The organism is Stenotrophomonas sp. Steno-Z1 (genome assembly GCF_056393175.1).
The window spans coordinates 620,243-646,749 of the sequence record NZ_JBWJPB010000002.1; the positions used below are offsets into that span (position 1 = coordinate 620,243).

General features: G+C 67.3%; 24 protein-coding genes and 1 tRNA gene. 22 read left to right on the plus strand and 3 right to left on the minus strand.

The annotated features are described in order from the left end of the window. Nucleotides 1-87: 87 nt before the first annotated feature. Nucleotides 88-462: an Mth938-like domain-containing protein gene (locus tag AC06FD_RS09600; RefSeq protein WP_259204580.1), complete on the minus strand. Its 375-nt coding sequence runs from the start codon at nucleotides 460-462 to the stop codon at nucleotides 88-90. A gap of 14 nt (nucleotides 463-476) precedes the next feature. Continuing rightward, entirely contained in the window at nucleotides 477-782 is a 306-nt protein-coding gene (gene yhbY, locus AC06FD_RS09605; RefSeq protein ID WP_259204588.1) for a ribosome assembly RNA-binding protein YhbY, read from the minus strand. Nucleotides 783-847: 65 nt separating this feature from the next. Between yhbY and rlmE the strand changes: the two genes are divergently transcribed. From rlmE to AC06FD_RS09705, 20 genes are all read left to right on the plus strand, one after another. Further along, on the plus strand, nucleotides 848-1,480 hold the full coding sequence (gene rlmE / locus AC06FD_RS09610; protein ID WP_259204595.1) for a 23S rRNA (uridine(2552)-2'-O)-methyltransferase RlmE: 633 nt from the start codon (nucleotides 848-850) through the stop codon (nucleotides 1,478-1,480). 53 nt (nucleotides 1,481-1,533) lie between these two features. Continuing rightward, complete coding sequence (gene ftsH / locus AC06FD_RS09615; RefSeq protein WP_394164456.1) at nucleotides 1,534-3,480, plus strand: ATP-dependent zinc metalloprotease FtsH; 1,947 nt, start codon at nucleotides 1,534-1,536, stop codon at nucleotides 3,478-3,480. 100 nt (nucleotides 3,481-3,580) lie between these two features. After that, entirely contained in the window at nucleotides 3,581-3,769 is a 189-nt protein-coding gene (locus AC06FD_RS09620) for a hypothetical protein (protein ID WP_259204604.1), read from the plus strand. A gap of 92 nt (nucleotides 3,770-3,861) precedes the next feature. Next, the gene (locus AC06FD_RS09625) at nucleotides 3,862-4,365 is read left to right on the plus strand and encodes a hypothetical protein (protein ID WP_394164455.1); all 504 of its coding nucleotides are present in this window, start codon (nucleotides 3,862-3,864) and stop codon (nucleotides 4,363-4,365) included. A gap of 57 nt (nucleotides 4,366-4,422) precedes the next feature. Then, nucleotides 4,423-5,322: a dihydropteroate synthase gene (gene folP / locus AC06FD_RS09630; RefSeq protein WP_259204606.1), complete on the plus strand. Its 900-nt coding sequence runs from the start codon at nucleotides 4,423-4,425 to the stop codon at nucleotides 5,320-5,322. Then, on the plus strand, nucleotides 5,322-6,275 hold the full coding sequence (gene miaA / locus AC06FD_RS09635) for a tRNA (adenosine(37)-N6)-dimethylallyltransferase MiaA (protein ID WP_478077642.1): 954 nt from the start codon (nucleotides 5,322-5,324) through the stop codon (nucleotides 6,273-6,275). Before folP ends, miaA begins: the two co-directional genes overlap by 1 nt. 106 nt (nucleotides 6,276-6,381) lie before the next feature. Continuing rightward, on the plus strand, nucleotides 6,382-6,666 hold the full coding sequence (gene hfq / locus AC06FD_RS09640) for an RNA chaperone Hfq (protein WP_038689130.1): 285 nt from the start codon (nucleotides 6,382-6,384) through the stop codon (nucleotides 6,664-6,666). Between the two features lie 26 nt (nucleotides 6,667-6,692). Next, complete coding sequence (gene hflX / locus AC06FD_RS09645; protein ID WP_478077643.1) at nucleotides 6,693-8,003, plus strand: ribosome rescue GTPase HflX; 1,311 nt, start codon at nucleotides 6,693-6,695, stop codon at nucleotides 8,001-8,003. Between the two features lie 151 nt (nucleotides 8,004-8,154). Further along, complete coding sequence (locus AC06FD_RS09650; protein ID WP_394164451.1) at nucleotides 8,155-8,649, plus strand: CinA family protein; 495 nt, start codon at nucleotides 8,155-8,157, stop codon at nucleotides 8,647-8,649. 35 nt (nucleotides 8,650-8,684) lie between these two features. Further along, nucleotides 8,685-10,361: a 2-polyprenylphenol 6-hydroxylase gene (ubiB, locus tag AC06FD_RS09655; protein WP_259204610.1), complete on the plus strand. Its 1,677-nt coding sequence runs from the start codon at nucleotides 8,685-8,687 to the stop codon at nucleotides 10,359-10,361. Between the two features lie 1,294 nt (nucleotides 10,362-11,655). Beyond that, on the plus strand, nucleotides 11,656-12,306 hold the full coding sequence (lexA, locus tag AC06FD_RS09660; protein WP_259204611.1) for a transcriptional repressor LexA: 651 nt from the start codon (nucleotides 11,656-11,658) through the stop codon (nucleotides 12,304-12,306). Between the two features lie 204 nt (nucleotides 12,307-12,510). After that, on the plus strand, nucleotides 12,511-13,551 hold the full coding sequence (gene recA, locus AC06FD_RS09665; protein WP_259204618.1) for a recombinase RecA: 1,041 nt from the start codon (nucleotides 12,511-12,513) through the stop codon (nucleotides 13,549-13,551). Between the two features lie 112 nt (nucleotides 13,552-13,663). Beyond that, the gene (gene recX, locus AC06FD_RS09670; protein WP_478077644.1) at nucleotides 13,664-14,155 is read left to right on the plus strand and encodes a recombination regulator RecX; all 492 of its coding nucleotides are present in this window, start codon (nucleotides 13,664-13,666) and stop codon (nucleotides 14,153-14,155) included. 105 nt (nucleotides 14,156-14,260) lie between these two features. Next, entirely contained in the window at nucleotides 14,261-16,909 is a 2,649-nt protein-coding gene (alaS, locus tag AC06FD_RS09675) for an alanine--tRNA ligase (RefSeq protein WP_478077645.1), read from the plus strand. Between the two features lie 142 nt (nucleotides 16,910-17,051). Next, the gene (gene csrA / locus AC06FD_RS09680) at nucleotides 17,052-17,255 is read left to right on the plus strand and encodes a carbon storage regulator CsrA (protein ID WP_019183311.1); all 204 of its coding nucleotides are present in this window, start codon (nucleotides 17,052-17,054) and stop codon (nucleotides 17,253-17,255) included. Between the two features lie 81 nt (nucleotides 17,256-17,336). Continuing rightward, nucleotides 17,337-17,429, plus strand: a tRNA-Ser gene (locus tag AC06FD_RS09685). A 456-nt stretch (nucleotides 17,430-17,885) separates the two neighbouring features. Beyond that, nucleotides 17,886-18,566, plus strand: coding sequence for an ankyrin repeat domain-containing protein (locus AC06FD_RS09690; RefSeq protein ID WP_478077646.1), 681 nt, complete (start codon nucleotides 17,886-17,888; stop codon nucleotides 18,564-18,566). A gap of 113 nt (nucleotides 18,567-18,679) precedes the next feature. Further along, nucleotides 18,680-19,828 carry an aldo/keto reductase gene (locus tag AC06FD_RS09695; protein WP_478047754.1) on the plus strand — a complete coding sequence of 383 codons (1,149 nt, stop codon included), beginning with the start codon at nucleotides 18,680-18,682 and terminating at the stop codon, nucleotides 19,826-19,828. A gap of 139 nt (nucleotides 19,829-19,967) precedes the next feature. Continuing rightward, nucleotides 19,968-20,870, plus strand: a complete 903-nt coding sequence (locus tag AC06FD_RS09700) for a hypothetical protein (RefSeq protein WP_394164445.1) — start codon at nucleotides 19,968-19,970, stop codon at nucleotides 20,868-20,870. Between the two features lie 261 nt (nucleotides 20,871-21,131). Beyond that, on the plus strand, nucleotides 21,132-23,228 hold the full coding sequence (locus AC06FD_RS09705) for a TonB-dependent siderophore receptor (RefSeq protein ID WP_478077778.1): 2,097 nt from the start codon (nucleotides 21,132-21,134) through the stop codon (nucleotides 23,226-23,228). Nucleotides 23,229-23,285: 57 nt separating this feature from the next. Here AC06FD_RS09705 and AC06FD_RS09710 read toward each other — a convergent pair whose 3' ends face one another. Then, nucleotides 23,286-23,987 (minus strand): pirin family protein, encoded by a 702-nt coding sequence (locus tag AC06FD_RS09710; protein ID WP_259204626.1) that lies wholly within the window; start codon nucleotides 23,985-23,987, stop codon nucleotides 23,286-23,288. A 140-nt stretch (nucleotides 23,988-24,127) separates the two neighbouring features. Here AC06FD_RS09710 and AC06FD_RS09715 point away from each other — a divergent pair, with 140 nt between their 5' ends. Both AC06FD_RS09715 and AC06FD_RS09720 read left to right on the plus strand, forming a co-directional pair. Next, the gene (locus AC06FD_RS09715) at nucleotides 24,128-25,054 is read left to right on the plus strand and encodes a LysR substrate-binding domain-containing protein (RefSeq protein WP_478077647.1); all 927 of its coding nucleotides are present in this window, start codon (nucleotides 24,128-24,130) and stop codon (nucleotides 25,052-25,054) included. A gap of 126 nt (nucleotides 25,055-25,180) precedes the next feature. Next, complete coding sequence (locus AC06FD_RS09720) at nucleotides 25,181-26,323, plus strand: alpha/beta hydrolase (protein ID WP_478077648.1); 1,143 nt, start codon at nucleotides 25,181-25,183, stop codon at nucleotides 26,321-26,323. Nucleotides 26,324-26,507 lie beyond the last annotated feature (184 nt).

Genomic DNA, 26,507 nt, shown 5'->3' on the forward strand with positions numbered 1-26,507 from the left:
GGGGCAGCCACCCATCGGTGGCTGGACCCGCGCGGCCCACGAAAAAGGCCGCCATTGGCGGCCTTTTCTGAACAGAATCAGCGCATTTCAACCGGTCAGGATGAAGGCCGCCGCCACCTTGCGGCCTTCGCCGGCCAGGATGTTGAAGGTGCGGGCCGCAGCCGGGTTGTTCATCACTTCCAGGCCGATGCCACGGGTGAGGCAGGCGGCCATCACCGCGGCGGGCGGGAACACCTGGGTCGCTCCGGTACCCAGCACTACCAGCGCGGGGTTCAGGGCCAGCACCGGCTGCAGGTGTTCCGGGGTCAGTGCCGAGATATCGGCCACCGGCCAGGCTTCGATCAGCGTGTCCGGGGTCAGCACGAAGCTGCTGGCCAGGGTGCGGTCATTCACCTTCGCGGTGCGGCCATCGGCAGCGCGCAGCGCGTAAGCGTAATCGGGCAGTTCGTGGCTCAGTTGCATCTCGGATTCCCGGATCAGCCGCGCGGCAGGACGATCTGGCGCTGTTCCTTGCTGGGGCGGTACAGCACGGCCACATGGCCGATGCGCTGCACCAGGGCGCTGCCGGAGGCGGCGGCAAGCTCGGCGATCATGGCGTCCCGGGCATCGCGGTCTTCGGCGGCCACCTTCACCTTGATCAGCTCGTGGCGTTCCAGAACTTCGTCCAGTTCGGCCAGGAAGGCCGGGGTGACCCCCTTGCCGCCGATCTGCAGCAGGGCTTTCAGATCATGGGCATGGCCGCGGAGGAAGCGGGTCTGGGCAGAGGTCAGGGCAATAGACATTCAGGAACAAGCGGTTAACTGGGGCGATCAGGGTATCATGACCACCCGTTCCGGCCCTATTACCAATGGCTTCCCGTAGCAAGAGCAGTCAACGCTGGTTGAAAGAACACTTTTCCGACCCCTTCGTGAAGAAGGCCCAGGCAGAGGGCATGCGCTCGCGCGCGGCCTACAAGCTGGAGGAGCTGCTCGAGCGTGACCGGCTGCTGAAGCCGCACATGGTGGTGGTCGACCTCGGTGCCGCGCCGGGGGGCTGGTCCCAGCAGGTCCGGCGCCAGATCGGCGACACCGGGCGGGTGCTGGCCCTGGACATCTTGGAGATGCCGCCGCTGGCCGGCGTGGAGTTCCTTCACGGTGACTTCAGGGAGCAAACCGTCCTATCGGAGTTCGAGGCGATGCTGGGGGATCAGCCAGTAGACCTTGTGCTGTCGGATATGGCCCCCAATAAAAGTGGTATGGACGCGGTCGACCAACCGCGGATGATGCACCTGGCGGAGTTGGCGTTGGATTTTGCCGACAACCATCTCAAGCCGGGTGGCGCGTTCCTGATCAAGCTGTTCCAGGGCGTGGGCTTTGACGACTACGTGCGCGAGATGCGCCGTCGGTACGACAAGGTGGTCATCCGCAAGCCGGAAGCGTCCCGCAAGCGCTCCCCCGAGGTGTATGCCCTGGGGCGGGGCAAACGCGCGCAGATCAAGTAAGCTCAACCATACGAATCGCGTCAGGAATTAGAGGAACACCGGAGCCAATGAGGATGAACGACTTGACCAAGAACCTCCTGCTATGGGTGGTCGTCGCCGTGGTGCTGATGGTGGTGTTCCAGAGCTTCTCGCCCAAGCCGAACGGCGCGAGTGCCCAGGGCGCTACGTATTCGCAGTTCCTGGACCAGGTGGACAGCGGCAACGTCCAGAAGGTGACCTTCGCCGGGGATGTCCGCGGCGGCACCAGCCAGCTCTCCTACACCACCCGTGGCGGCCAGTCGACCACCATCACTGCGCCCCCCGATCGCGACCTGATCAACATTCTGCGTGGCAAGAACGTGGAAATCGTCCAGGAGGAGCCGTCCAGCGGTATTTCGCTGGGCTCGATCCTGATGAACTTCCTTCCGGTGATCCTGATCATCGGCTTCTGGTTGTTCATCATGCGGCAGATGCAGGGCGGCGGTGGCGGCTCCAAGGGCGCCATGTCCTTCGGCAAGTCGCGCGCCAAGCTGCAGGGCGAAGACCAGATCAAGGTCACCTTCGCCGACGTGGCCGGTTGCGACGAAGCCAAGGAAGAGGTCGGCGAGCTGGTCGACTTCCTGCGCGACCCGACCAAGTTCACCAAGCTGGGCGGCAAGATCCCGCGCGGCGTGCTGATGGTCGGCCCGCCCGGTACCGGCAAGACCCTGCTGGCCCGCGCCATCGCCGGCGAGGCGAAGGTGCCGTTCTTCTCGATCTCCGGTTCGGACTTCGTGGAAATGTTCGTGGGCGTCGGCGCGAGCCGCGTGCGCGACATGTTCGAACAGGCCAAGAAGCAGGCGCCGTGCATCATCTTCATCGACGAAATCGACGCCGTCGGCCGCCATCGCGGTGCCGGCCTGGGTGGCGGCCATGACGAGCGCGAGCAGACCCTGAACCAGCTGCTGGTCGAGATGGATGGCTTCGAGGGAGGCGAGGGCGTGATCGTCATTGCCGCCACCAACCGTCCGGACGTGCTTGACCCGGCGCTGCTGCGCCCGGGCCGTTTCGACCGCCAGGTGGTGGTCGGCCTGGCCGACGTGCGCGGCCGCGAGCAGATCCTCAAGGTGCATATGCGCAAGCTGCCGCTGGCCGACGACGTCGAGCCGATGGTGATCGCGCGTGGTACCCCGGGTTTCTCCGGTGCGGACCTCGCAAATCTGTGCAACGAAGCGGCGCTGTTCGCCGCGCGTGGTGGCGAGAAGGAGGTCCGCATGGACCACTTCGACCGGGCCCGTGACAAGATCCTGATGGGTGCCGAGCGCCGTTCGATGGCGATGAGCGAAGAAGAGAAGACGCTCACCGCCTACCACGAGGCCGGCCATGCCATCGTCGGCCGCCTGGTGCCCGAGCACGATCCGGTCTACAAGGTGACCATCATCCCGCGCGGTCGTGCGCTGGGCGTGACCATGTACCTGCCGGAAGGCGACAAGTACTCGATGAACCGCGTCGCGATCGAATCGCAGCTGTGCTCGCTTTATGGCGGCCGCGTGGCCGAAGAGCTGATCTTCGGCACCGACAAGGTCACCACCGGTGCGTCCAACGACATCGAGCGCGCCACCAAGATGGCCCGCAACATGGTCACCAAGTGGGGCCTGTCCGACGAGCTTGGCCCGATCGCCTACGGCGAAGAGGACGATGAAGTGTTCCTCGGCCGTTCGGTGACCCAGCACAAGAGCGTCTCCGACGACACCGCCCGCCGCATCGACGAAGTGGTGCGCAGCATCCTGGACAAGGCGTACGCCCGTACCACCGAGCTGGTCACGGCCAACCTCGACAAGCTGCACACCATGTCCCAGCTGCTGCTGCAGTACGAAACCATCGACGCGCCGCAGATCGACGCCATCATGGAGGGCCGCGATCCGCCGCCGCCGATGGGCTGGAGCAAGTCGAACAAGGATGGCGGCAGCAGCAACAACAACGACAAGGGCGGCGACGCCCGTCCGGTGCCGCCCATCGCCGGTCCCGCCGAGCAGCTGTAAGCGGGCGCGGATGTGAATGGCAAAGGCCGGGGTGACCCGGCCTTTGTCGTTTCCGCGCGATAATGCGGCGCTCGTTCCTGTCCTTCGTCGCGGAGTTGCCATGTCCACCACGCCCCCCACCCCGGTATCGCATACCGCCGAGATGGTGATTGCCACGGTTGTCGGCGTTGGCATCGGCCTGTTCCGCGACAACTTCCTGCTGGGCGCCGGTATCGGCATCGCGCTGGGCATCCTGCTGAGCATCGCCAAAACCCTGTACGTGGATCGCAAGCGCCGCCAGCAACGCTGAGCGACGCTTGCATGGCGGCGGCGGGCGCGGCAGGATGCAGCCGGCGCCGTTCGCAGCCTGCGCTCGCGCCACCACTTTTCAGGGGGAAGTCCATGCGTCATTCGTCGTGCGCCGCGCTTGCGGTGCTGTTGTGCTGTACCGCGCCCGCGTTGGCGGCCGATATCCACGTGCAGGATCCGGTGCCGTTTTCCGAATCGGCCTACATCGCCGACAACATCAAGGCCGAGTGCCGGATGGGCACGCAGCTGGCCAGCGCGCTCGGCAGCAGTGCGCCCGCGCATGGCAACCGGATCGTGTTCGACAGCGCTCCGGTGAGCCCCGGCAGTGGTCGCGTGCTGCAGCTGGAGTTGGTGGAGGCGCAGAGCGCCGGCAATGCGTTTTCAGGCCATTTCAAATCGGCGACCGCACGTGGCGTGCTGTTCCAGGACGGCCAGAAGGTCGCCGCGGTGACGGCACGACGGACCTCGCGCGGTGGCGCCTTCGGTGGTTTCAAGGGCTCCTGCGACGTGCTGGAGCGCGTGGTCACCGCGATCGGCGGCGACCTGGCCGAATGGCTGGCCAATCCGACCGACAACGCCCGCCTCGGCGACTTCTGACGGGTACCCGGGTACGCCGGCGTAAACTACGCGCTGGCGTACTTCGTGGACCGGCCCATGTTCGACATTTCCCCCCAGCTTGATTGCGGCGGCCGCGTGCTGCGGCTTGATCGCCCGCGCGTGATGGGCGTGGTCAACGTCACCCCGGATTCGTTCTCCGATGGCGGCGCGCATGACACGCTGGCAGCCGCGGTCGCGCATGGCCTGCAACTGGTGGCCGAGGGGGCCGACCTGCTGGACATCGGTGGCGAATCCACCCGCCCGGGCAGTGCGCCCGTGCCCTTGGACGAAGAGCTGCGTCGGGTGATCCCGGTGATCGAGCAGCTGGCCGCGCAGACCACGGTGCCGATCAGCATCGACACCTTCAAGCCGGAGGTGATGCGTGCCGCGGTGGCCGCCGGCGCCGGCATGCTCAACGACATCCACGCACTGCGCCAGCCGGGCGCGCTGGCCGCGGCGGCCGACCTCGGCGTGCCGGTGGTGCTGATGCACATGCAGGGCGAGCCCGGCAGCATGCAGGACACCCCGCATTACGATGACGTGGTCGCCGAGGTGCACCGGTTCCTGGCCGAGCGCCTGTTTGCCGCCGAAATGGCGGGCATCGCGAAGAAGAACCTGGTGATCGACCTGGGCTTCGGCTTCGGCAAGACCACCGAACACAACATGATCCTGCTGGCGCGCTCGGCGCGGTTCCTGGAACTGGGCGTGCCGATGCTGGCCGGGCTGTCGCGCAAGCGCAGCATCGGCGAGCTGACCGGCCGGGCCGCGCCGCGCGAACGCGTGGCCGGTTCGGTCGCCGCGCACCTGATCGCCGCCCAGCGCGGCGCGGCGATCCTGCGCGTCCATGACGTGGCGGCCACCGTCGACGCACTCAAGGTCTGGGCGGCGGTGGATGCGGTGCCGATGCCGCGTGCCGCTGCGGCACCGGCCATGCCGCGTTGGCCGGACGAGGACTGATGGGCATCGACCGCCGCCCGCTGGCGATCGCGGTGATGGGCCCGACCGCCTCGGGCAAGACCGCCACCGCGATCGCGCTCGCCCGCCAGTTGGGCGGGGAGATCGTCAGCGTCGATTCCGCGCTGGTCTATCGCGGACTGGACATCGGGTCGGCCAAGCCCGACGCGGCCGAGCGCGCGCAGGCGCCCCACCACCTGCTGGACCTGCGCGATCCGTGGCAACCCTATTCGGCGGCCGAGTTCGCGGTGGATGCGGCGCGCGCGGTGGCCGACATCGTGGCCCGCGGCCGCATGCCGATCCTGGCCGGCGGCACCGGGCTGTATTTCCGCGCCCTGCTGCAGGGCCTGTCGCCGATGCCGCCGGCCGACCCCGATACCCGTGCCCGCATCGCGGAGGAGGCCAACGCCCACGGCTGGCAGGCGCTGCATGCCGAGCTGGCCAGGGTCGACCCGGCCGCGGCCGCGCGCATCCATGCCACCGATCCGCAGCGCATCCAGCGCGCGCTGGAGGTGTACCGGCTCAGTGGCACGCCGATCAGTGACTGGCAGAAGCTGCCCGGCGTGGACCGGCTGCCGGTGCGCACCCTGAAGCTGGTGCTGGCCCCGCGCGAGCGCAGCGTCCTGCACCAGCGCATCGAAGCCCGTTTCGACGCCATGCTGGCGCAGGGCCTGCTGGACGAGGTGCGGGCGCTGCGTGCGTTGCCGGAAATGGCCGGGGTGGCCGCGCCGCTGGACCTCCCTGCCATCCGCGCCGTCGGCTATCGCCAGGCGTGGGAGTTCCTCGACGGGCAGGGCAGTGCCAGCCAGTTCCGTGAACGCGGCATCCAGGCCACCCGCCAGCTGGCCAAGCGCCAGCTGACCTGGCTGCGGGGGGAGCTTGATGTGCGCTGGTTCGACCCCCATCTGGATCAGGCTTCCCTGGCGGATGCGGTGTCGGCCTTCGTCGCACGCTGACTCCACGCCTTCCCCCCTCCGGCCCGTGTACCATCAAGGATTCCGGTGGGCGGCGGGGGCCGCGGAACTGCCGGAAGACCATAAAAACAATAATCAGGAGTTCGCAATGTCCAAGGGGCAATCGCTGCAGGATCCGTTTCTGAATGCACTTCGGCGCGAACGCGTGCCGGTGTCGGTGTATCTGGTCAATGGCATCAAGCTGCAGGGAACGATTGAATCGTTCGACCAGTTCGTGGTGCTGCTGCGCAATACGGTGAGCCAGATGGTGTACAAGCACGCCATCTCGACCGTGGTGCCGGCGCGCAATGTGCGGGTCGGCCCAGGCGGCGGCTATGTGCAGTCCAATGAAGGTGGCGCCGATGGCGTCCAAGGTGAAGACGACGTTGAGTAACCCGTTCGGTATTACCGGAGAACTGCGTGTTTGACCGTTCAAAGCGAGGCGAACACGCACTCCTGATCCAGCCGCATGCCGGCCGGCTCGAAGAAGACGTGCTGGAAGAATTCACCGACCTGGCGCGCTCGGCCGGGGCCAGCATTGCGGCCACGTTGACCGCGCGCATCGATCGACCCAGTCCATCGATCCTGATCGGCAGCGGCAAGCTGGACGAGGTCAAGGCGGCCGCCGATGCCACCGGCGCCGACCTGATCCTGGTCAACCATTCGCTGTCGCCGGTGCAGGAGCGCAACCTGGAGCGCTTCCTGGAGCGCCGGGTGATCGACCGTACCGGCCTGATCCTGGACATCTTCGCCCAGCGTGCGCACAGCCACGAAGGCAAGCTGCAGGTCGAGCTGGCGCAGTTGCGGCACATGGCCACCCGGCTGGTGCGCGGCTGGACCCATCTGGAGCGCCAGCGCGGTGGTGCCATTGGTCTGCGCGGCCCGGGTGAAACCCAGCTGGAAACCGATCGCCGCCTGTTGCAGAAGCGCGTCGAACAGCTGCAGAAGAAGCTGGAGAAGGTCGAAGTGCAGCGCACCCAGATGCGCCGTGCCCGCGTGCGCAGCGAACTGCCGCGCGTGGCCCTGGTGGGCTACACCAATGCCGGCAAGTCGACCTTGTTCAACGCCCTGACCGGCGCCGAGGCCTATGCCGCCGACAAGCTGTTCGCCACCCTCGACCCGACCGTGCGCCGGATCATCGTGCCGGGCGGCAGCGTGGTGCTCGCGGATACCGTGGGCTTTGTCCGCGACCTGCCGCACGAACTGGTCGCCGCGTTCCGTTCCACCCTGAGCGAGGCGCGCGAAGCCGACTTCCTGCTGCACATCGTCGATGCCGCCGATCCGCACCGTGAGGAGCGCATCGCGCAGGTCGACGAAGTGTTGACCGAGGTGGGGGCGGGCGACCTGCCGCAGTTGCTGGTGTTCAACAAGATCGACCGCATCGACGGCGCCGACGTCCGCCACGACGCGCAGGACGGCATCCCCGACGACGCCCGCCGCGAACGGGTATGGATTTCCGCGCGCGACGGGGCGGGCCTGCCGTTGCTGCAGTCGGTGCTGGGCAAGCGCCTGGGCCTGCAGCACGTCACCGGCGAACTGCGCCTGCCGCCCAGCGCGGGCCGCTTGCGGTCGCGCCTGCACCAGCTGGAAGTGGTGCGCCGCGAACAGGCCGACGAAGACGGCTGGCTGCTGGACGTCGACCTGCCGATCGCCGAGGCCGAGAAGCTGGCCGCAGGCGAGGGCGGTGAACCCATCCGCGCGCTGCTGCCGGAGAAGCTGCCCGAGTGGTAACCCGTGGTGGCCGGCCCCGCGCCGGCTGCCCTGCGCGCCGATCGGCGGCAGCTCCACGGGCGCGACACGTCGTTGCGCCGCGTGGACGGGACATGACGGTCGAATTCGGCTAAAAAAGGGGGCGTCCGTCCCCCGATGAACCAGGATTTCCATGAGCGTCCCCACCGATGCCGACCTCGGCGTCCTTGCCCGAGAGGTCGGCCAGCGCCTGCAGCAGGCCTCGCTGCAACTGGTCAGTGCCGAAAGCTGCAGCGGCGGCTGGATCGCCAAGGCGATGACCGATATCGCCGGTTCGTCGGCATTCTTCGACTGCGGGATGGTGGTGTACAGCTACGAAGCCAAGCAGCGCCTGCTGGGCGTTCGCGCGCAGACGCTGGAGCAGTTCGGGGCGGTCAGCCGCGAGACCGTGCTGGAGATGGTGTCCGGCGCGCTGGTCAATTCCGGCGCCGGCGTTGCCGTGGCGGTCACCGGCATCGCCGGGCCCGGCGGCGGCAGCCCGGACAAGCCGGTCGGAAGCGTCTGGATCGGCTGGAAGCAGCGCGGTGGTTACGCCCGGGCGCAGCTGTTCCAGTTTGCCGGCGACCGTGACGCCATCCGCCGGCAAACCGTGCAGCAGGCCCTGACGGGAATTTTCGCCCCGGTGTGACATCCTCACGGTGTGCGTGGACAGGAGTTGCACCGATGTGGGAAACGCTGGGAACCGTGCGTGACCTGGGGCGATTGCAGGAAATCGCCTCGGTCCTGATCCGCTATGGCTTTGGCGACCTCGTGCGCCGGATCGGCCTGGCCGACGTGCTCGAGCGCGCCGGGCGCCTGCTGCACTGGAATGACACGGAGATGCTGCGCATGACCGCCCCGGTGCGGGTGCGTCGCGCGATGGAAGACCTGGGGCCGACGTTCGTCAAGCTCGGCCAGGTGCTGGCCACCCGCGTGGATCTGTTTCCGCCGGACTGGATCGCCGAATTCTCCGAACTGCAGAACGCGGTGCCGCCACTGCCGTACGCCCAGGTCCGCGACCAGCTGGAGGCCGACCTCGGCGCGCCGGCGACCGAGGTGTTCGCGTGGCTGGATGAAACCCCGATGGCCGCCGCCTCGCTGGCGCAGGCGCACCGCGCCACGCTGCAGGACGGTACCGCGGTGGTGTTGAAGATCCGCCGGCCCGGGATCCGCGAGGTGATCGAGGCCGACCTGCGCCTGCTCGCGCGATTGGCCGAGATCGTCGAGGCGCGCCTGCCGGACCTGCAGCGCTACCGCCCGGCCGAAGTGGTGCAGCAATTCCAGGTCTCCTTGCGCCGTGAGCTGGACTTCGCCGCCGAATGCCGCAATGCCGAGCGCATCGCGCGCAATTTCCAGGGCCGCCAGGACATCCTGATCCCCAACGTGCACTGGCAGTGGACCTGCGAAAGCCTGAACGTGCAGGATTTCGTCGACGGCATTCCCGGGCGCGATCTGCCAGGCGTCGATGCGGCCGGCCTGGACCGCGTCCAACTCGCCCGCCGCGGCGCCCATATCGTGCTCAAGATGGTGCTCGAAGACGGCTGTTTCCACGCCGACCCGCACCCGGGCAACATCATCTACCTGCGCGACGGGCGTATCGGGGTGATCGATTTCGGCATGGTCGGGGCCATCTCCGAACAACGTCGCTTCCAGGTCGCGCAGCTGCTGCACGGGCTGGTCAACCAGGAGCCGGAGTCGGTGGCTGACGTGCTGCTGGACTGGGCCGGCGGCGTGGACGTGGACGAATCGCGCCTCCAGCAGGACATCAGCACCTTCGTCGACCAGTACCGCGGCGTGCCGCTCAAAGACCTGCACATGGGGCTGATGCTGGGCAACATCACCACGCTGCTGCGTCAGTACGCGCTGACCCTTCCGGCCGACCTGGCGCTGATGATCAAGACCTTCCTGACCCTGGAGGGCATGGGGCGCCAGCTCGACCCGCAGTTCGACATGGCCAGCGCCGCGCGCCCCTACCTGGAGCGGGTGATGTGGCAACGCTACGCGCCCGGTGCCGTGCTGAAGCGCGGCAAGCGCAGCCTGGTCGGGGTGATGGACCTGCTTGGCGACCTGCCACGCGACGTGCGCCGCCTGTTGCAGATGGCGCGCCGCGGCCGGCTGCAGTTGAAGGTGGAAACCACCGCGTTGCAGGGGTTTGGCGACCAGGTCAATCGCGCCGCCAACCGCCTTGTCATGGGCATCGTGACGGCCGCGCTGATCATCGGCTCGTCCATCGTGATGCACAGCGTGGGCGGCGTCTCCAGCCGCTGGCTGCTGGCGCTCGGCGTGGCGGGCTTCGTCGGCGCCGGCGTCTGCGGCGTGTGGATCCTGTTCTCGATCTGGCGCAGCGGCAAGAACCCGTAGGGCTCTCGCCGCCGGGATCCGCAGGCCCCCGCGCCGTGCCGCCAGCGCGGCAAAGCACGCGTAGAGCCGACCGTTGGTCGGCTGCTTTTCCCGGGGCGCTCATGACCGCCGGCCTTCCGTCCTTCCGTCCTTCGGCACTCGCGACCCAACCCCGTAGAGCCCACCGTTGGTCGGCTGCCTTGTGCTAGGGCGCCTCATATGAGCGCCGGCCTGATCGCTGCCCTTCGTCCGCCGCCCATGAGCGTCTGACCCATGGGGTTGCATGGGTTAAACCCCGGAGACAAGGCCGAAACCGACACGCGACCGCGCCGTCACGCATTGCCGCGCGTGCGCGCGGTCACCGACCAACGGTCGGTGGCTACGACGGCTTCGGTGGGGGTGGGGATGATCCCATTGCTTCCTGCTCTTCTTCGGTGGGCATTTGCATGCCCACCTCGGTAGAGCCGACCGTTGGTCGGCTGCTTTTCCAGGGGCGCCTCTTATGATCGCTGCCCTTCGTCTGCCGCCCATGAGCGCCTGACCCATGGGGTTGCACGGCTTAAACCCCGGAGACAAGGCCGAATCCGACACGCGACCGCGCCGTCACGCATTGCCGCGCGTGCGCGCGGTCAACGACCAATGGTCGGTGGCTACGAACCGCTGAGGGCTTCGGTGGGGGTGGGACGATCCCATTGCTTCCTGCTCTTCTTCGGTGGGCACTTGCGTGCCCACCTCGGTAGAGCCGACCGTTGGTCGGCTGCTTTTCCCGGCGCGCCTCTTATGATCGCTGCCCTTCGTCTGCCGCCCATGAGCGTCTGACCCATGGGGTTGCATGGGTTAAACCCCGGAGACAAGAGAGAAACCGACACGCAAGCGCACCGCCACGCATTGCCGCGCGTGCGCGCGGCCACCGACCAACGGTCGGTGGCTACGACGGCTTCGGTGGGGGTGGGATGATCCCATTGCTTCCTGCTCTTCCTCGGTGGGCACTTGCGTGCCCACCTCGGTAGAGCCGACCGTTGGTCGGCTGCTTTTCCCGGCCGGCTCATATGATCGCCGGCCCGACGCTGCCCTTCGTCTGCCGCCCATGAGCGTCTGACCCTTGGGGTTGCATAGGCTAAACCCCGGAGACAAGACCGAAACCGAGACACGACCGCACCGTCACGCATTGCCGCGCGTGCGCGCGGTCACCGACCAACGGTCGGTGGCTACGAACTGCTGAGGGCTTTGGTGGGGGTGGGATGATCCCATTGCTTCCTGCTCTTCTTCGGTGGGCACTTGCGTGCCCACCCCGTTAGTAGTAATACTACTAACCATGGAACTGACCGACACCCAGCAGGCGATCCTGCAGTTGATCGCCGAGCGTATCGAGACCGATGGCGCACCGCCGTCGCAGACTGAAATCGCACGCGCCTTTGGCTTCAAGGGCGTGCGCGCCGCCCAGTACCACCTGGAGGCGCTGGAGCAGGCGGGGGCGATCCGCCGCATCCCCGGCCAGGCCCGCGGCATCCGGCTGGTCCAGGCGCCGCCCTTGCAGGACGGCCTGCCGGCCTCGCTGTCGGTACCCGCGCTGCCGGATCATGTGCTGCGCCTGCCGGTGCTGGGCCGGGTCGCAGCGGGTCTGCCCATCGGGGCGGACATCGGCTCGGACGATTTCGTGGTGCTGGACCGGGTGTTCTTCTCGCCCGCGCCGGATTACCTGCTCAAGGTGCAGGGCGACTCGATGATCGACGAAGGCATCTTCGACGGCGATCTCATCGGTGTGCACCGCACCCGCGACGCCCGCTCCGGCCAGATCGTCGTGGCGCGGATCGATGATGAGATCACCGTCAAGCTGCTGAAGATGGGCAAGGACCGCATCCGCCTGCTGCCGCGCAATCCGGACTACAAGCCGATCGAAGTCCTGCCCGACCAGGATTTCGCGATCGAAGGCCTGTACTGCGGCCTGCTGCGCCCCAACCGCTGATCCTTCCATTACGCACTACCTGCACGGTCTTTTGTGGCGATTCTCTGGTTCCGCTGAGGTTGGTACGGATGTCCGATAATTTTTTTCCGAACGCCGGGCAGAATCTCAGCCTGTGCGATACGCCAGCCTTAAAGTGACCCCATGGCCAAGAAGACTTCCAAAGACAGCACCTCCACCGATACGACCTCTGCAAGGACCACTCCGATGGACGAGAACAAAAAGCGCGCCCTTACCGCTGCCCTGGGCCAGATCGAAAAGCAGTTCGGCAAGGGCGCCGTGATGCGCATGGGCGACCGCGTCGTCGAAGCGGTCGAGGTCATTCCGACCGGTTCGCTGATGCTGGACATCGCACTCGGCATCGGCGGCCTGCCCAAGGGCCGTGTCGTGGAAATCTACGGCCCGGAGTCCTCGGGCAAGACCACCCTGACCCTGCAGGCGATCGCCGAATGCCAGAAGAAGGGCGGCACCGCCGCCTTCATCGATGCCGAGCACGCCCTGGATCCGATCTACGCGGCCAAGCTGGGTGTCAATGTCGATGACCTGCTGCTGTCCCAGCCGGATACCGGTGAGCAGGCGCTGGAAATCGCCGACATGCTGGTCCGCTCCGGCTCGGTGGACATCGTGGTGGTCGACTCGGTCGCCGCGCTGACCCCCAAGGCCGAAATCGAAGGCGAAATGGGCGACCAGCTGCCGGGCCTGCAGGCCCGCCTGATGAGCCAAGCGCTGCGCAAGCTGACCGGCAACATCAAGCGTTCCAACACGCTGGTGGTGTTCATCAACCAGCTGCGCCACAAGATCGGCGTCATGATGCCGGGCCAGAGCCCGGAAGTGACCACCGGCGGCAATGCGCTGAAGTTCTATGCCTCGGTGCGCCTGGACATCCGCCGCATCGGCGCGATCAAGAAGGGCGATGAGATCATTGGCAACCAGACCAAGATCAAGGTCGTCAAGAACAAGCTGGCGCCCCCGTTCAAGCAGGTCATCACCGAGATCCTGTACGGCGAAGGCATCAGCCGCGAAGGCGAACTGATCGACATGGGCGTGGACGCCAAGCTGGTCGAGAAGGCCGGCGCCTGGTACAGCTACGGTGAAGAGCGCATTGGTCAGGGCAAGGACAACGCCCGCGGCTACCTGCGCGACAACCCGCAGATCGCCCAGCGCCTGGAAGCCGAACTGCGCGAGAAGTTCCAGCCGGCGGAAGCCTCACGCGAAGGCGGCGACGACGCCGAGGACGCCGACGAGTAAGTTTCCTGCGGGGCAGGGCGGCGCCGTCAGTGACGCCAGCCCTGTCCCGCGGTTTCCGTATTCCCCCGACGGGGGGAGCGCCAGGGACGGCGCATCTGATTGAAAGGTTGCCATGCAGGACTCCGACGCCCCGGCACCGCGCCGTAAACGCCGCGTCATCGAACAGACCCCGGTCCAGCGGGCGCTGGGCCTGCTGGTGCGGCGCGAGCACTCCCGCAAGGAGCTGACCCGCAAGCTGCAGGCCCGGGGCATCGAAACCGAGGCTGCGGTGGCGGCGGTGGACAAACTGAGCGAGGCCGGCTGGCAGGACGACACCCGGTTCGCCGAGAACCTGGTGCGCGTCCGCGCCAATACCGGCTACGGCCCCCTCCATATCCGCGCCGAACTGGGGACCCACGGGCTGGACAGCGAGCAGATCGCCCTGGCCATGGACACCTTCGAGGGCGATTGGGGCGAGAATGCGCGTGATCTGGTCTGCCGCCGCTTCGGCGACGGCGGCCCGCAGGAGCTGGCCCAGCGCCGGAAAGCGGCCGATCTGCTGGCCCGGCGGGGCTTCGACGGGGATACCATCCGCCGCGCCACCCGTTACGACCCTGACGACTGAGGGCTCCGGGCCTGATACCCTTTGTGGTTTCGGCGGTCCTGCAGCGACACCCGGCCATTGGGGCTGTGTGCCAAGGACCGGCCGGCCCGCACAAAGCCAGCCCCCATGAACGCATCCGTCAAATTCACTACCTCCCAGATCCGCAGCGATTTCCTTGAATTCTTCAAGGGAAAGGGCCACACCATCGTGCCGTCGGCGCCGCTGGTGCCGGGCAATGATCCGACCCTGCTGTTCACCAACTCCGGCATGGTGCAGTTCAAGGACGTATTCCTTGGCGCCGAGAAGCGCAGCTACGTGCGCGCCGCGGACGTCCAGCGCTGCCTGCGCGCCGGTGGCAAGCACAACGATCTGGACCAGGTCGGCTATACCGCGCGCCACCACACCTTCTTCGAAATGCTGGGCAACTGGTCGTTCGGCGACTACTTCAAGAAGGATGCCATCGCCTGGGCGTGGGAGCTGTTGACCCAGGTCTGGAAGTTGCCCGCCGAGCGTCTGCTGGTCACCGTCTACCAGACCGATGACGAGGCCTACGCGCTGTGGCGCGACATGATCGGCATTCCGGAAGACCGGATCGTGCGCATCGGCGACAACAAGGGCGCGCCGTTTGCCTCGGACAACTTCTGGCAGATGGCCGAAACCGGCCCGTGCGGCCCGTGCACCGAGATCTTCTACGACCATGGCGACCACATCGCCGGTGGCCCGCCGGGCTCGCCGGATGAAGACGGCGACCGCTTCATCGAGATCTGGAACCTGGTCTTCATGCAGTTCGACCGCCAGCCCGACGGCACCCTGGTACCGCTGCCGGCCCCGTGCGTGGATACCGGCATGGGCCTGGAGCGTCTGGCCGCGATCCTGCAGCACGTCCACACCAACTATGAAATCGACCTGTTCCAGGCGCTGATCCGCAAGGCCAGCGAACTGACCGGCATGGCCGATCTGGAGAACAAGTCGCTGCGCGTGATCGCCGATCACATCCGCGCCTGCTCGTTCCTGATCGTCGATGGCGTGCTGCCGTCCAACGAAGGTCGCGGCTACGTGCTGCGCCGGATCATCCGCCGCGCCCTGCGCCATGGCTGGATGCTGGGCGTGCGCCAGCCGTTCTTCAGCAAGCTGGTGCCGACCCTGGTCGAGCAGATGGGCGAGGCCTATCCGGAACTGCCGGCGCAGGCCGACACCGTCGTGCGCGCCCTGCAGGCCGAAGAAGAGCGCTTCGCTGAAACGCTCGACTCGGGCATGAAGATCTTCGACGACGTGGCGGCCAAGGTCGGCAATGGCGTGATCCCGGGCGCGGATGCGTTCCGCCTGTACGACACCTACGGCTTCCCGCTCGATCTCACCCAGGACATCGCGCGCGAGCGCAACCTGACCGTGGACATCGACGGCTTCAATGCCGCGATGGACACCCAGCGCGAGACCGCGCGCGCGGCCGGCAAGTTTGGCGGCGGCGTGACCCTGTCGGCCGATCTGGTCGCCACGCTCAAGCCGACCGTGTTCCTCGGGTACGACCGTCTGCAGGCCGACGACCTCACCGTGGTCGCCATCCTCAAGGACGGCCGCCCGGTGGAGCGTGCCCAGGCCGGTGACGACGTCATCGTGCTGACCCAGCAGACCCCGTTCTACGCCGAGTCCGGTGGCCAGGTCGGCGACAACGGCACCCTGTCCGGCGCCGGCGTGCAGGTGGACGTCAGCGACACCCAGAAGTTCGCGGGCCAGTTCCATGGGCACGTGGGCAAGCTCACCGAGGGAACCCTCAAGGTCGGCGACGTGCTGTCCGGCCAGGTGGATGGCCAGCGCCGCGGCGCGACCATTCTCAACCACTCGGCGACCCACCTGCTGCATGCCGCCCTGCGCGAAGTGCTGGGTACCCACGTGCAGCAGAAGGGCTCGCTGGTCGCGCCCGATCGCCTCCGCTTCGACTTCTCGCACTTCGCGCCGATCAGCGCCGGGGACCTGGCGGTCATCGAGCGCAAGGTCAACGAGCAGGTGCGTGCCAACAACGCCGCTGAAGTCCACACCATGGGCATGCAGGAAGCGCTCGACTTCGGCGCGATGGCGCTGTTCGGCGAGAAGTACGGCGAGCATGTGCGCGTGCTGAAGATGGGCGACTACTCCACCGAACTGTGTGGCGGTACGCATGTCTCGCGCACGGGCGACATCGGCCTGTTCAAGATCACCTCCGAAGGCGGCGTGTCCTCGGGCGTGCGCCGCATCGAAGCGGTGACCGGGCAGGGCGCCCTGGATTACGTGGCCCATGAGGAAGCGCAGCTGAGTGAAGCGGCCGCACTGCTCGGCGGCAATGCTGGCGACGTGGTCGACAAGATCCGCCAGCTCGGTGAGCGCCAGAAGAAGCTCGAACGCGAACTGGACGCACTCAAGGCCAAGCAGGCCGCCGGTGCCACCGCCGATCTCGGTGCGGCGGCGGTGGAGGTCAATGGCGTCAAGATCCTGGCCTCGCGCCTGGAAGGCTTCGATGCCAAGGCGCTGCGCGACGCGATGGACCGCCTCAAGCAGCAGCTGGGCGATGCGGTGATCGTGCTGGCCGGCACCCAGGACGGCAAGGCCGCGCTGGTTGCGGGCGTGAACGGCAGTGCAATGGGCAAGGTCAAGGCGGGGGAACTGTTGTCCCACATCGCCAGTCAGATCGGGGGCAAGGGCGGCGGCCGCCCGGATCTCGCCCAGGGTGGTGGCGAGGACGGGCCCGCCCTTGCTTCTGCGCTTGCCGCAGTCGTGGGTTGGGTCACCCCCCGTATCTGAACACCCTGAAGCCTCCTGCTCCTTGAAGGCGCGGGAGGCCTGACGGTACTATGGCGAATCCTTTCCCTTTGTCGTGTGGCGTTCCTTGGCTGGGCGCCGAGCCGGTGGGGAAGATCCACCGGTTCCCTGGAGACTTGCAAAAATGTTGATCCTGACTCGCCGCGTAGGCGAAACCCTGATGATCGGTGACTCGGTCAGCGTGACCGTGCTCGGCGTCAAGGGCAACCAGGTGCGTATCGGTATCACCGCTCCGAAGGACGTGGCCGTGCACCGCGAAGAGATTTACCAGCGGATCCAGCGCGGCGATGAGCCGAATGCATCCGGAAGTGAAAATTCTTCGGATTAAGGCTTTACCTTCGGGCGCGGAAAACGTTATTATTCGCGCCCCCGCTGAGATGAAACACGGCAGCGGCGGAACCAGAACACTGGAGCGGTGCCCGAGTGGCTGAAGGGGCTCCCCTGCTAAGGGAGTATAGGGCTTAAAACTCTATCGAGGGTTCGAATCCCTCCCGCTCCGCCAGTAGTAGAAGAGGCCTTCGTGCGCGAGCACGGAGGCCTTTTTCTTTGGCTCGCGCCGGGCGCGCTCGCGCTGCCGGGCGACTGGATCGGTGCGTGGATCACCGCCTTGATCCTGTGCCCATCCGGGTCGATCAGGCAGGCGGTGTAGCAGTGATCGCCGTAGTCCTCGCGCAGACCCGCCGCCCCGCTGCAGGTGCCGCCGCTGCCAGCCCGGCGCGGTGGAACGCCGCCGCCTGGCGCGAGATCACGCACGCCACATGAGGCGTGATGCAGCAGGGGATGCGTTTTCGTAGTGACTACAGCGCAGCCTCGCATGACGTCGGGAGGGGGGCTCGGCGGGACTATTCGAACGGCACATGACCTCGATCCGCATTCTTCATTGGTGCTGCAACGGCGACTCGGCTACGTTCTTGTCGAGCGCCGACATCCCCTGGCGCTGCCGGCGTAAGGAGCAAGAATGTCGATTCAACGGATGTCGCTACGTGGCTGGGTGGTCCTGGGCATGCTGATGGGCATGGTCATGCCGGTCAGTGCTGCATCGTTGGACGAGCGCCTGCATCGGGCGGCGGAAAAGGGCGATGACGCGGCCGTGCGGACGCTGCTGGGGCAGGGCGCGGCGGTGGACGCACGCGATGCAGCCAAGGCGACGCCGCTGCTGGTGGCCACCCGCCACAACCACGTGGATGCAGCGCGTGCGCTGATCCAGGCCGGTGCCGACGTGAATGCCAAGGATGCGATCCAGGACAGCCCGTACCTGTACGCCGGGGCGCGAGGGCATCTGGAGATCCTGCAGGCGACCCTGGCGGCCGGGGCGGATCTGAAGAGCACCAACCGCTACGGGGGCACCGCACTCATTCCGGCTGCCGAACGCGGGCATGTGCAGGCGGTGGCGATGCTCATCGCGGCCGGCGTCAATGTGGATCACGTCAACAACCTGCAATGGACTGCACTGCTGGAGGCGATCATCCTGAGTGATGGCGGTCCCCGGCACGTGCAGATCGTCCGTCAGCTGATCGACGCGAAGGCGGATGTGAACCTGGCCGACGGTGACGGCGTCACCCCCTTGCAGCATGCGCGCCGGCGCGGCTACCGCGAGATCGAGTCGATGCTGCTCGCCGCCGGCGCGGACCAGGGCTGAGCAACGGCAAGACGGGAAGGCGAACTGTTGCCGCTGCCTTGACGCGGCGCAGGCATGCTCTGCACCGCCGCTCTGCGAAGCTGTCTGCTTCCCCCGCAGAAACAGGAGTCGCCGTGAACACACGTCGCCACTTCCTCTCCGTTGCCGCTGCCGGTACCGCGGCGCTCGCCGCCTCGCCGTTGATGGCGCAGTCCGCCGGCCCGGGCAGCGTGCTGCCCACCCGGGGCCGAACGGCGGCGACGCCATTGCGGGGCAACCCCGCGCAGCCGGGCGGGCGTTACCGTCCGCTGACCCGCCTGGGGCTAGGTGGGGTGGCGATCGGCAACGGATTCGCGGCCAGCACCGATGCGCAGAGCGAGCAGACGCTGGCAGCCGCGTATGCGGCAGGCGTGCGCTGTTTCGATACCTCGCCGTGGTACGGGCTGGGTCTGAGCGAGCGGCGGTATGGTCATCATCTGCATACCCACCCGGCGCGCGATTACACCTTGTCCACCAAGGTGGGGCGGTTGCTGACCGCAACCCGTGGCGAACTGCAGGACACGATGTGGCAGGACCCGTCGCCGTTCCACTACCGCTACGACTATTCCGCCGATGGTGTTCGCCGTTCGGTCGAGGACAGCCTCAACCGGCTCGGTGTCTCGCAGCTGGACGTGGTGTTCATCCACGACCTGTCGCCGGACAACGAAAAAGATCTCGGGATGCCGTGGGAGCAGCGTTTCGCCGAGGCTGCGAAGGGCGCGATGCCGGCGTTGACCCGGATGCGCGAGGAGGGGCTGATCAAGGCCTGGGGGTTCGGCGTCAATCGCCCCGAGCCCGCCCTGCGCGCGATCGCCGAAGCGGACCCGGACATCTTCCTGCTGGCCTGCCAGTACTCGCTGCTGGACCATGACGAGGCCCTGCATGCGACCTTTCCGAAGATCGCGGCACACGGCGCGTCGGTGGTGGTCGGTTCGCCGCTGTTGGCGGGTTATCTGGCCGGTCGCGACCGGTATCTCTATGACGGCACGGTGCCGTCGTGGGCACCGGAAAAGCGCGCGAAGGTGCAGGCCGTCTGCGACCGTCACGGCGTGGACCTGCGCACGGTGGCGCTGCAGTTCGCCGACGCGCCCGAGGTGGTTTCGGCGATCATTCCCGGTGCCCGCACTGCCGAACAGGTGCAGGCCAACGTGGCCTCGATGGCGATCGCGGTGCCGTCCGGGCTGTGGGCCGAGCTCAAGCAGGAGCGACTGATCGCCGAAGATGCGCCCGTTCCCGCAGGGTGAGTTGCGTCGGCGCTGGGCAGGCCGGGCACCCTTTCCGGTGCCCGGCCTTCTTCATGGTGTCGTGCCGCCGGGCTGACTTAAGATCAGGCCCTCGGGCAGGAAAGGAATCCCTTCCACGCCATCCACAGGGAGCATGTGCATGCCGAATTACAGGATCCGCCTTCTTGCCATCGCGCTGCTGGCCTCGACGTCGGCGGCACACGCCGCCAGCTGCGACGCCGGGTTCCAGATCGTGGGCGATGCGCGCAATGGGCAGGTCTACATCGCGCAGGTGACGGTCCCGGGCCTGGCGGTGGACAGCGCCCTGGGCCAGGTCCGCGCGGGCGCGGTGCGGGAAAAGTTCGTGGTCGGCAACGACCTGATCACGCCGAAGAAGGGCACGCTGTACCTGGTGGCGAACAGTGCCAATCCGCCGCTGGTGGTGCTGACCACGGCCGAGGCGGGCGGTCAGGTCTCGCTGCGGACACGGTTGGCGCCGGGCCAGACCATGACGCCGGAAAACGCGCGGACGGCAATGTGTGGCCTGCTGAACTCGCTCAAGCCCGGCAAGGAGGGCGCCGCCATCGCCGCGGCGGCCCGCAGCGCCAGCGGCACGGACAAGGTGATCGATATCGATGCGGTCTCGTTGTCGGTCGCGCTGGAGAAGGAGAGCGAGGCGACGCAGCGCTCGCTCAATGCCAGCGGGCTGAAGGGCGCGTTCACCGGGAAGATGGCGCCGCATGCCGGGTACCAGCCGATGCAGATCCGCTTTCTCGGGCAGCGCCTGCGCATCGATGGGCAGGTCTATACGGTCACGGTCGATCCGCTGGACAGGAAGACGGTGGAGGTGGCGTATCTGGTGACCCGCAAGAAGGGGGTGCTGCGCCTGCGCGAGGGCCGGGACAGCAACCGGGCCAACTACGCGGTCGAGTGCACCCTGGCGGACGATCAATCTGCCCTGGCCGGGACGTTGCGCCCGAATGACTGGGTGACCTTGGCCGGCACCGTGGATGACGTCGGGCCGTCTCGGGTCCATCTGCGCGACTGCCGCCAGGCCAATTGAGTTCGTGCACGCGGCGGGTGGAGGGTCGCGCAATCGCGCGCCCCAGCATCCAGCGATAGCCGGTGCCTTTCGCCGCAGCCGCAGATGCGGCATCATGCGGCCCATCGTTACCTCCAGCCGCCGCCAGAGGATTCCCATCCTGCCTCTGGAGGCGTTGCCGTGTCCGTTGCTCCGTTGCGTGTTGTCCCGACCCTTGCCGGTCGCCGTCCCGTCACCCCGTCGTCCTCCGTCCTGACACTGGCGCTGTCCGCCGCGCTTGGCCTGGCCACGGCGCCCGGCAGCGTGCGCGCGGAAGATGCGCCCCCCGCCGACAGTGCGCAGACGTTGCAGACCGTGCAGGTCACCGCCAATCAGCTCGGCACCGTGACGGAAGGCAGTGATTCCTACACGCCCGGCACGATCGCCACCGCGACCCGTCTGGTGCTCAGCCCGCGCCAGACCCCGCAGTCGATCAGCGTGATTACGCGGCAGGAAATGAACGACTTCGCCCTCAACGGCATCGATGACGTCATGAAGGTCACGCCGGGCGTGAGCATCGTCACCTACGACAGCGAGCGCACCGAGTACTACGCGCGCGGCTTCGCGGTGCAGAACTTCCAGTACGACGGCATCCCGATGGCGCGCGATTCGGCGTATTCGGCCGGCAACACGCTCAGCGACATGGCCATCTACGATCGCGTGGAAGTGCTCAAGGGCGCCACCGGCCTGCTCACCGGCATGGGCGACCCGGGCGCGACCATCAACCTGGTTCGCAAGAAGCCCACCCGCGAGCTGGCCGGCAGTGCCACGCTGGGCGTCGGTTCCTGGGACAGCTACCGCGCCGAGGTCGATGTCGGTGGCCCGCTCACCGGGAGCGGGCGCGTGCGCGGCCGCGTCGTGGGCGCTTACCAGGACAAGCATTCCAACGTCGACCACTACCAGCGCAGCAATGAGGTGTTCTACGGCATCCTCGAAGCCGACCTCGGCGAGAGCACGCTGCTGACCGTCGGTGCCGATTACCAGGACAGCGATCCGGAAGGCTCCAGCTGGGGCGGTATTCCCCTGCTGGACAGTGCAGGCAACTTCAACGACATGCCGCGCGCGTTCAACAACGGCGCGCGCTGGAGCCGCTGGGGCCAGTACGCCCGCACCGGCTTCGCCACGCTGGAACACACCTTCGGCAATGACTGGGTCGCCAAGCTGCAGCTCAACCACCAGGTCAACGGCTATGACGCCTCGCTGGGCGCCGCGGCCGGTGGCAACCCGGATCCGGTCACCGGGGAGGGCGTGAGCATGTGGCTGGGCCAGTACATCGGCAAGACCACCAGCAACGCGGCCGATCTGTACGTCAGCGGAAAGTTCGAGTGGTTCGGCCGGCAGCATGAGCTGGTCGTCGGTGGCAGCGTGTCGCGCAAGCGCTGGGTCAACAACGGCTACTCGCCGCAGCCGGGCTACGTGAGTGACGTCGCCGACTACTACGCCTGGACCGGCGATGTACCCGAGCCGGATTGGCAGTGGGGCTACGGTGACAACCAGGTCACCCGCGAAAGCGGTGCCTATGTGGTGGGCCGTTTCGACCTGGCCGATCCGCTCAAGCTGATCGTCGGCAGCCGCATCGCCAACTACACATCCCCGGACACCGACGAGAGCGGCGTGGTCGTGCCATACGCCGGCCTGGTGTACGACCTCAACCGCAACTTCTCGGTGTTCGCCAGCTACAGCACCATCTTCAAGCCGCAGGGCAACCAGGACGAGCAGGGCCGGGTGCTGGATCCGCTGGAAGGGCGCAGCTACGAAGCCGGCCTGAAGGCGGAGTTCTACGAGGGTCGCCTCAACGCCAGTGCGGCGGTGTTCCAGCTGGAGCAGGACAACTACGCGCAGCCGACCGGCGGCAGGACGCCGAGTGGCGGGATCGCCTATGAAGGCCTGATGGGCGTGCGCACCAAGGGCTATGAGCTGGAGGTATCGGGCCAGTTGGCGCCAGGTTGGCAGATCCAGGGCGGTTACGCGCACAAGATCGCGCGCCAGCAGTCCACCAAGGTCTCCACGCTGGAGCCGGAAGATCAGTTCAGCGTGCACACCAGCTACCGCCTCACCGGTGCGGCCGATGGCTGGAGCCTCGGCGGCGGCGCGCGCTGGCAGGGCAGCACGTTCGGCACGATCACCAACCCGGCCACCGGCGGAAGCCAGGTCCACCGCACCGAGCCCTACTGGCTGCTCGATGCGATGGCGCGGTACCAGTTCAACGACCAGCTCTCGGCGACGCTCAACGTCAACAACCTGCTGGACAAGCACTACTACACGATCTTCAGCTGGTACAGCACCTACACCTGGGGTGAGCCGCGCAACGTGCGCCTGACCCTGAACTACAGGTTCTGACCCAGGCCACCAACGACACCCCGGGCAACCGGGGTGTCGGCGTCTGCGGCCGGGTGGTTACAGGGCCAGCTCGAACACGATCACTTCCGCGTCGTTGGCGTTCTCCAGCGTCAGCTGCGCCTCGTCGGTGACCTGCAGTGCGTCGCCGGTGTCCAACGTGATGCCGTTGACCTGCAGCTGCCCGCGGGCAACCTGCACATAGGCACCACGGCGCGGGGCCAGCGGCAGGTGGACGCGGTCGTCGCCGTCCAGGATCGTGGCGTAGATGTTCGCGTCCTGGTGGATCAGCAGTGAGCCCTCACGACCATCGCGCGAGGCGATCAGGCGCAGCTGGCCGCGCTTGGTGTCCGGCGCGAAATGCGTTTCCTGGTAGCTCGGGGTGATGTTCTCCTGGTCGGGGAACAGCCAGATCTGCAGGAAGTGCACCGCCTCGTCGGCGGAGTGGTTGAACTCGCTGTGGCTGACCCCGCTGCCCGCGCTCATGCGCTGCACGTCGCCATACCGCAGCACCGAGCCGGTGCCCATCGAATCCTTGTGCTCCAGCGCCCCGCCCAGCACGTAGGAGATGATCTCCATGTTGCTGTGGCTGTGCGTGCCGAAGCCCTGGCCACCCTGGACGCGGTCTTCATTGATCACCCGCAGCGGGCCGAAGCTGGTGTAGCGCGGGTCGTAGTAGTTGGCGAAGGAGAAGGTGTGCATGGAGTTCAGCCAGCCATGGTCGGCCTTGCCACGGGTGTTGCTCTTGCGGATCTGCAGCATGGTGAATCTCCTCGGTGTTCGATGGTTTCGATGGTGTTCCGGGCGGCGTATGCCGGTCCCGTTCCTGTTGCGGCCAGTATCCGCTTGCTCCGGTGCGTTGAAAAACGGATAGTTTCGCAAGCCATCATCGAAAAATTCGAATGCTCAAGCTCAGCCTCGACGCCCTGCAGATCCTGGACGCCATCGACCGCCGCGGCTCGTTCGCCGCCGCCGGCAAGGCCCTGCACAAGGTGCCCTCGACCATCTCCTATACCGTCTCCAAGCTGGAGGAGGACCTGGGCGTACAGCTGTTCGACCGGGTGGGCCCGCGCGCGCACCTGACCCCGGCGGGCGAGGCGCTGCTGGAGGAGGGGCGCCATCTGCTGCGGGCAGCCCGTGAATTGGAGATGCGGGTGCGGCGGGTGGCGTCCGGCTGGGAGGCCGAGCTGACGGTGGCGGTCGACACGATGTTCGTGCCGGCGCTGCTGGCCGAGGGCGTGCGTGCCTTCAATGCGGTGGCGGAACAGACCCGGATGCGGCTGATCAGTGAATCACTGTCGGGCACCTGGGAAGCGCTGCTGGACCGACGTGCGGATCTGCTGGTCGGTGCGGCGGGTGAGGGGCCCAGTGGCGGGGGCTATGTCGTCGAGCCGATGGGCGCGGTGCAGTTCGTGTTCGCCGTGTCGCCCTCCCATCCATTGGCAGCCGCGCCCGAACCGCTGGGCCGCGACCAGCTGGCCGCCCACTGCGCGATCGCCGTGGCCGATTCGGCACGGCGGCTGCTGCCGCGCACGGTCGGGCTGCTGATGGGGCAGGAGACGGTCACCGTGCCGGACATGGTCAGCAAATTCCGTTTGCAGTGCGCGGGGCTGGGCTTCGGTTTCCTGCCCGAGCCGTACGTCCGGCAGGCGGTGCGGGATGGCAGGCTGGTGATCAAACAGGTGGAGGAGCCCAAGCCGGACGAGACGTTCTGGCTGGCCTGGCGCACCGGCGAGGAGGGGGCCGCACTGACGTGGTGGCGCGAGCGCATGCAGCGGCCGGCGGTGTTGGCAGGCTGGTGGCCGACCATGGAGGGCTGGCTGGGCTGAGCCACCGCAGCGGGAGGTGGCTGAATGCCTCCTGCGCTGTCATTGAATGGTCATCCGGATGCGATAGAGCGCCGCCGGCATCATCGGTAACCTGTCGGACTCGTCTGGTTTTTCGCCCCTATCCCCATGAAGCGCTTGCTGCTGTTGCTGCTGGCCGGGGCCGGCCTGTGGCTGGCTGCCTGCTCCTCCCTGACCTCCACCGCTGCCTCCACCTCGCTGAGCGATCGGCTGATCGCGCCCGGTGGCGTGTCCACGCTGCTGGACATGCCGCGCATCGCCGAAGCAGTGGACAGCGTCCCCAATCGCCATGGTCGGGTCACCGGCCGCGCCGGCGTGCCGATCTTCTGGCGTGCGTTCGATCCCGGTCAGTACGGGGTGCGGTATGAGTATCTGCCCCAGCAGCACGACAACGGCGAGGCGCTGCGTACCGGCATGGCGTTGGACCTGCCGCACCCGTTCCGGCCGCAGGCGCCGCGCGGCACGGTGGTGCTGCTGCACGGCTGGATGATGAACGGTGATGCGATGCTGCCGTGGTCGCTGCAGCTGGCGCAGTCCGGCTACCGGGTGGTCACCATCGACCTGCGCAACCATGGCCATTCCGGTGCGGGCCCGTCCGGTTACGGGACCTTCGAATCGGATGACGTGGTCGACGTCATCGCCGCGCTGAAGGCGCGCGGGGAGGTGGTCGGGCCGCTGTATCTGTTCGGCGTCTCCTACGGTGCGGCCACCGCGCTGTTCACCGCCGACAAGCTCGGCGACCAGGTTGCCGGCGTGGTGGCGATGGAGTCCTTCGCCAATGCCGGTGATGCGATCCGCAGCATGATCCCGCACCTCATGTCGCTGCAGCCGACCGCCTGGAAGGCGCAGGCGATGGCTGCCTACGGCCGCTGGCGCTACGGCGGCCAGGACATCAACCAGGTCATCGTGGCTGCCAGCCAGCGGCTGGACCTGGACCTGGATCGTGTCGATGTGACGCGCGCGCTGGCCGACACGCGCGCCTGCGTGCTGCTGCTGCATGGCCAGGACGACCAGCATGTGCAGGTGAGCCAGGGGCGACGGCTGGCGGCGGCGAGTCCGCGGGTGCATTACATCGAGATGCGCGGCGAAGACCACATCACCCTGCCGTTGCGGGTGGATCTGCTGGGCGGGGTGGTCGACGACTGGCTCGCGCAGGAAACGCATGCCGGCGCGCACTGCGCGGCGCCGGAGATCCCCGAGGAGGCCGATCGAATGGCGATGGCGCAGGTGGCGGCCACGCCGCGCGGGTGATGCGCCGTTCCGTCGTCGGGTAGTGCCGGCCGTTGGCCGGCTCCAGGCACACTGCCCGCATGCATCGAGCGGTGTCTTCGCTCCGGGTGTGTCGCGAGTGTATGGCCCCGTAGCGGCCACTACGGGGGGCGGCTTGCGGTACGCATGCCGAAGCCAGGCTCTTCCTGTGTCAGTCGGTGGGTCG

Bases quoted from the DNA above. Each gene is read 5' to 3' on its own strand.
- AC06FD_RS09600 (WP_259204580.1), bottom strand. From the start codon at position 462: ATGCAACTGAGCCACGAACTGCCCGATTACGCTTACGCGCTGCGCGCT.
- yhbY (WP_259204588.1), bottom strand. From the start codon at position 782: ATGTCTATTGCCCTGACCTCTGCCCAGACCCGCTTCCTCCGCGGCCAT.
- rlmE (WP_259204595.1), top strand. From the start codon at position 848: ATGGCTTCCCGTAGCAAGAGCAGTCAACGCTGGTTGAAAGAACACTTT.
- ftsH (WP_394164456.1), top strand. From the start codon at position 1,534: ATGAACGACTTGACCAAGAACCTCCTGCTATGGGTGGTCGTCGCCGTG.
- AC06FD_RS09620 (WP_259204604.1), top strand. From the start codon at position 3,581: ATGTCCACCACGCCCCCCACCCCGGTATCGCATACCGCCGAGATGGTG.
- AC06FD_RS09625 (WP_394164455.1), top strand. From the start codon at position 3,862: ATGCGTCATTCGTCGTGCGCCGCGCTTGCGGTGCTGTTGTGCTGTACC.
- folP (WP_259204606.1), top strand. From the start codon at position 4,423: ATGTTCGACATTTCCCCCCAGCTTGATTGCGGCGGCCGCGTGCTGCGG.
- miaA (WP_478077642.1), top strand. From the start codon at position 5,322: ATGGGCATCGACCGCCGCCCGCTGGCGATCGCGGTGATGGGCCCGACC.
- hfq (WP_038689130.1), top strand. From the start codon at position 6,382: ATGTCCAAGGGGCAATCGCTGCAGGATCCGTTTCTGAATGCACTTCGG.
- AC06FD_RS09650 (WP_394164451.1), top strand. From the start codon at position 8,155: ATGAGCGTCCCCACCGATGCCGACCTCGGCGTCCTTGCCCGAGAGGTC.
- ubiB (WP_259204610.1), top strand. From the start codon at position 8,685: ATGTGGGAAACGCTGGGAACCGTGCGTGACCTGGGGCGATTGCAGGAA.
- lexA (WP_259204611.1), top strand. From the start codon at position 11,656: ATGGAACTGACCGACACCCAGCAGGCGATCCTGCAGTTGATCGCCGAG.
- recA (WP_259204618.1), top strand. From the start codon at position 12,511: ATGGACGAGAACAAAAAGCGCGCCCTTACCGCTGCCCTGGGCCAGATC.
- recX (WP_478077644.1), top strand. From the start codon at position 13,664: ATGCAGGACTCCGACGCCCCGGCACCGCGCCGTAAACGCCGCGTCATC.
- alaS (WP_478077645.1), top strand. From the start codon at position 14,261: ATGAACGCATCCGTCAAATTCACTACCTCCCAGATCCGCAGCGATTTC.
- csrA (WP_019183311.1), top strand. From the start codon at position 17,052: ATGTTGATCCTGACTCGCCGCGTAGGCGAAACCCTGATGATCGGTGAC.
- AC06FD_RS09690 (WP_478077646.1), top strand. From the start codon at position 17,886: ATGTCGATTCAACGGATGTCGCTACGTGGCTGGGTGGTCCTGGGCATG.
- AC06FD_RS09700 (WP_394164445.1), top strand. From the start codon at position 19,968: ATGCCGAATTACAGGATCCGCCTTCTTGCCATCGCGCTGCTGGCCTCG.
- AC06FD_RS09710 (WP_259204626.1), bottom strand. From the start codon at position 23,987: ATGCTGCAGATCCGCAAGAGCAACACCCGTGGCAAGGCCGACCATGGC.
- AC06FD_RS09715 (WP_478077647.1), top strand. From the start codon at position 24,128: ATGCTCAAGCTCAGCCTCGACGCCCTGCAGATCCTGGACGCCATCGAC.
- AC06FD_RS09720 (WP_478077648.1), top strand. From the start codon at position 25,181: ATGAAGCGCTTGCTGCTGTTGCTGCTGGCCGGGGCCGGCCTGTGGCTG.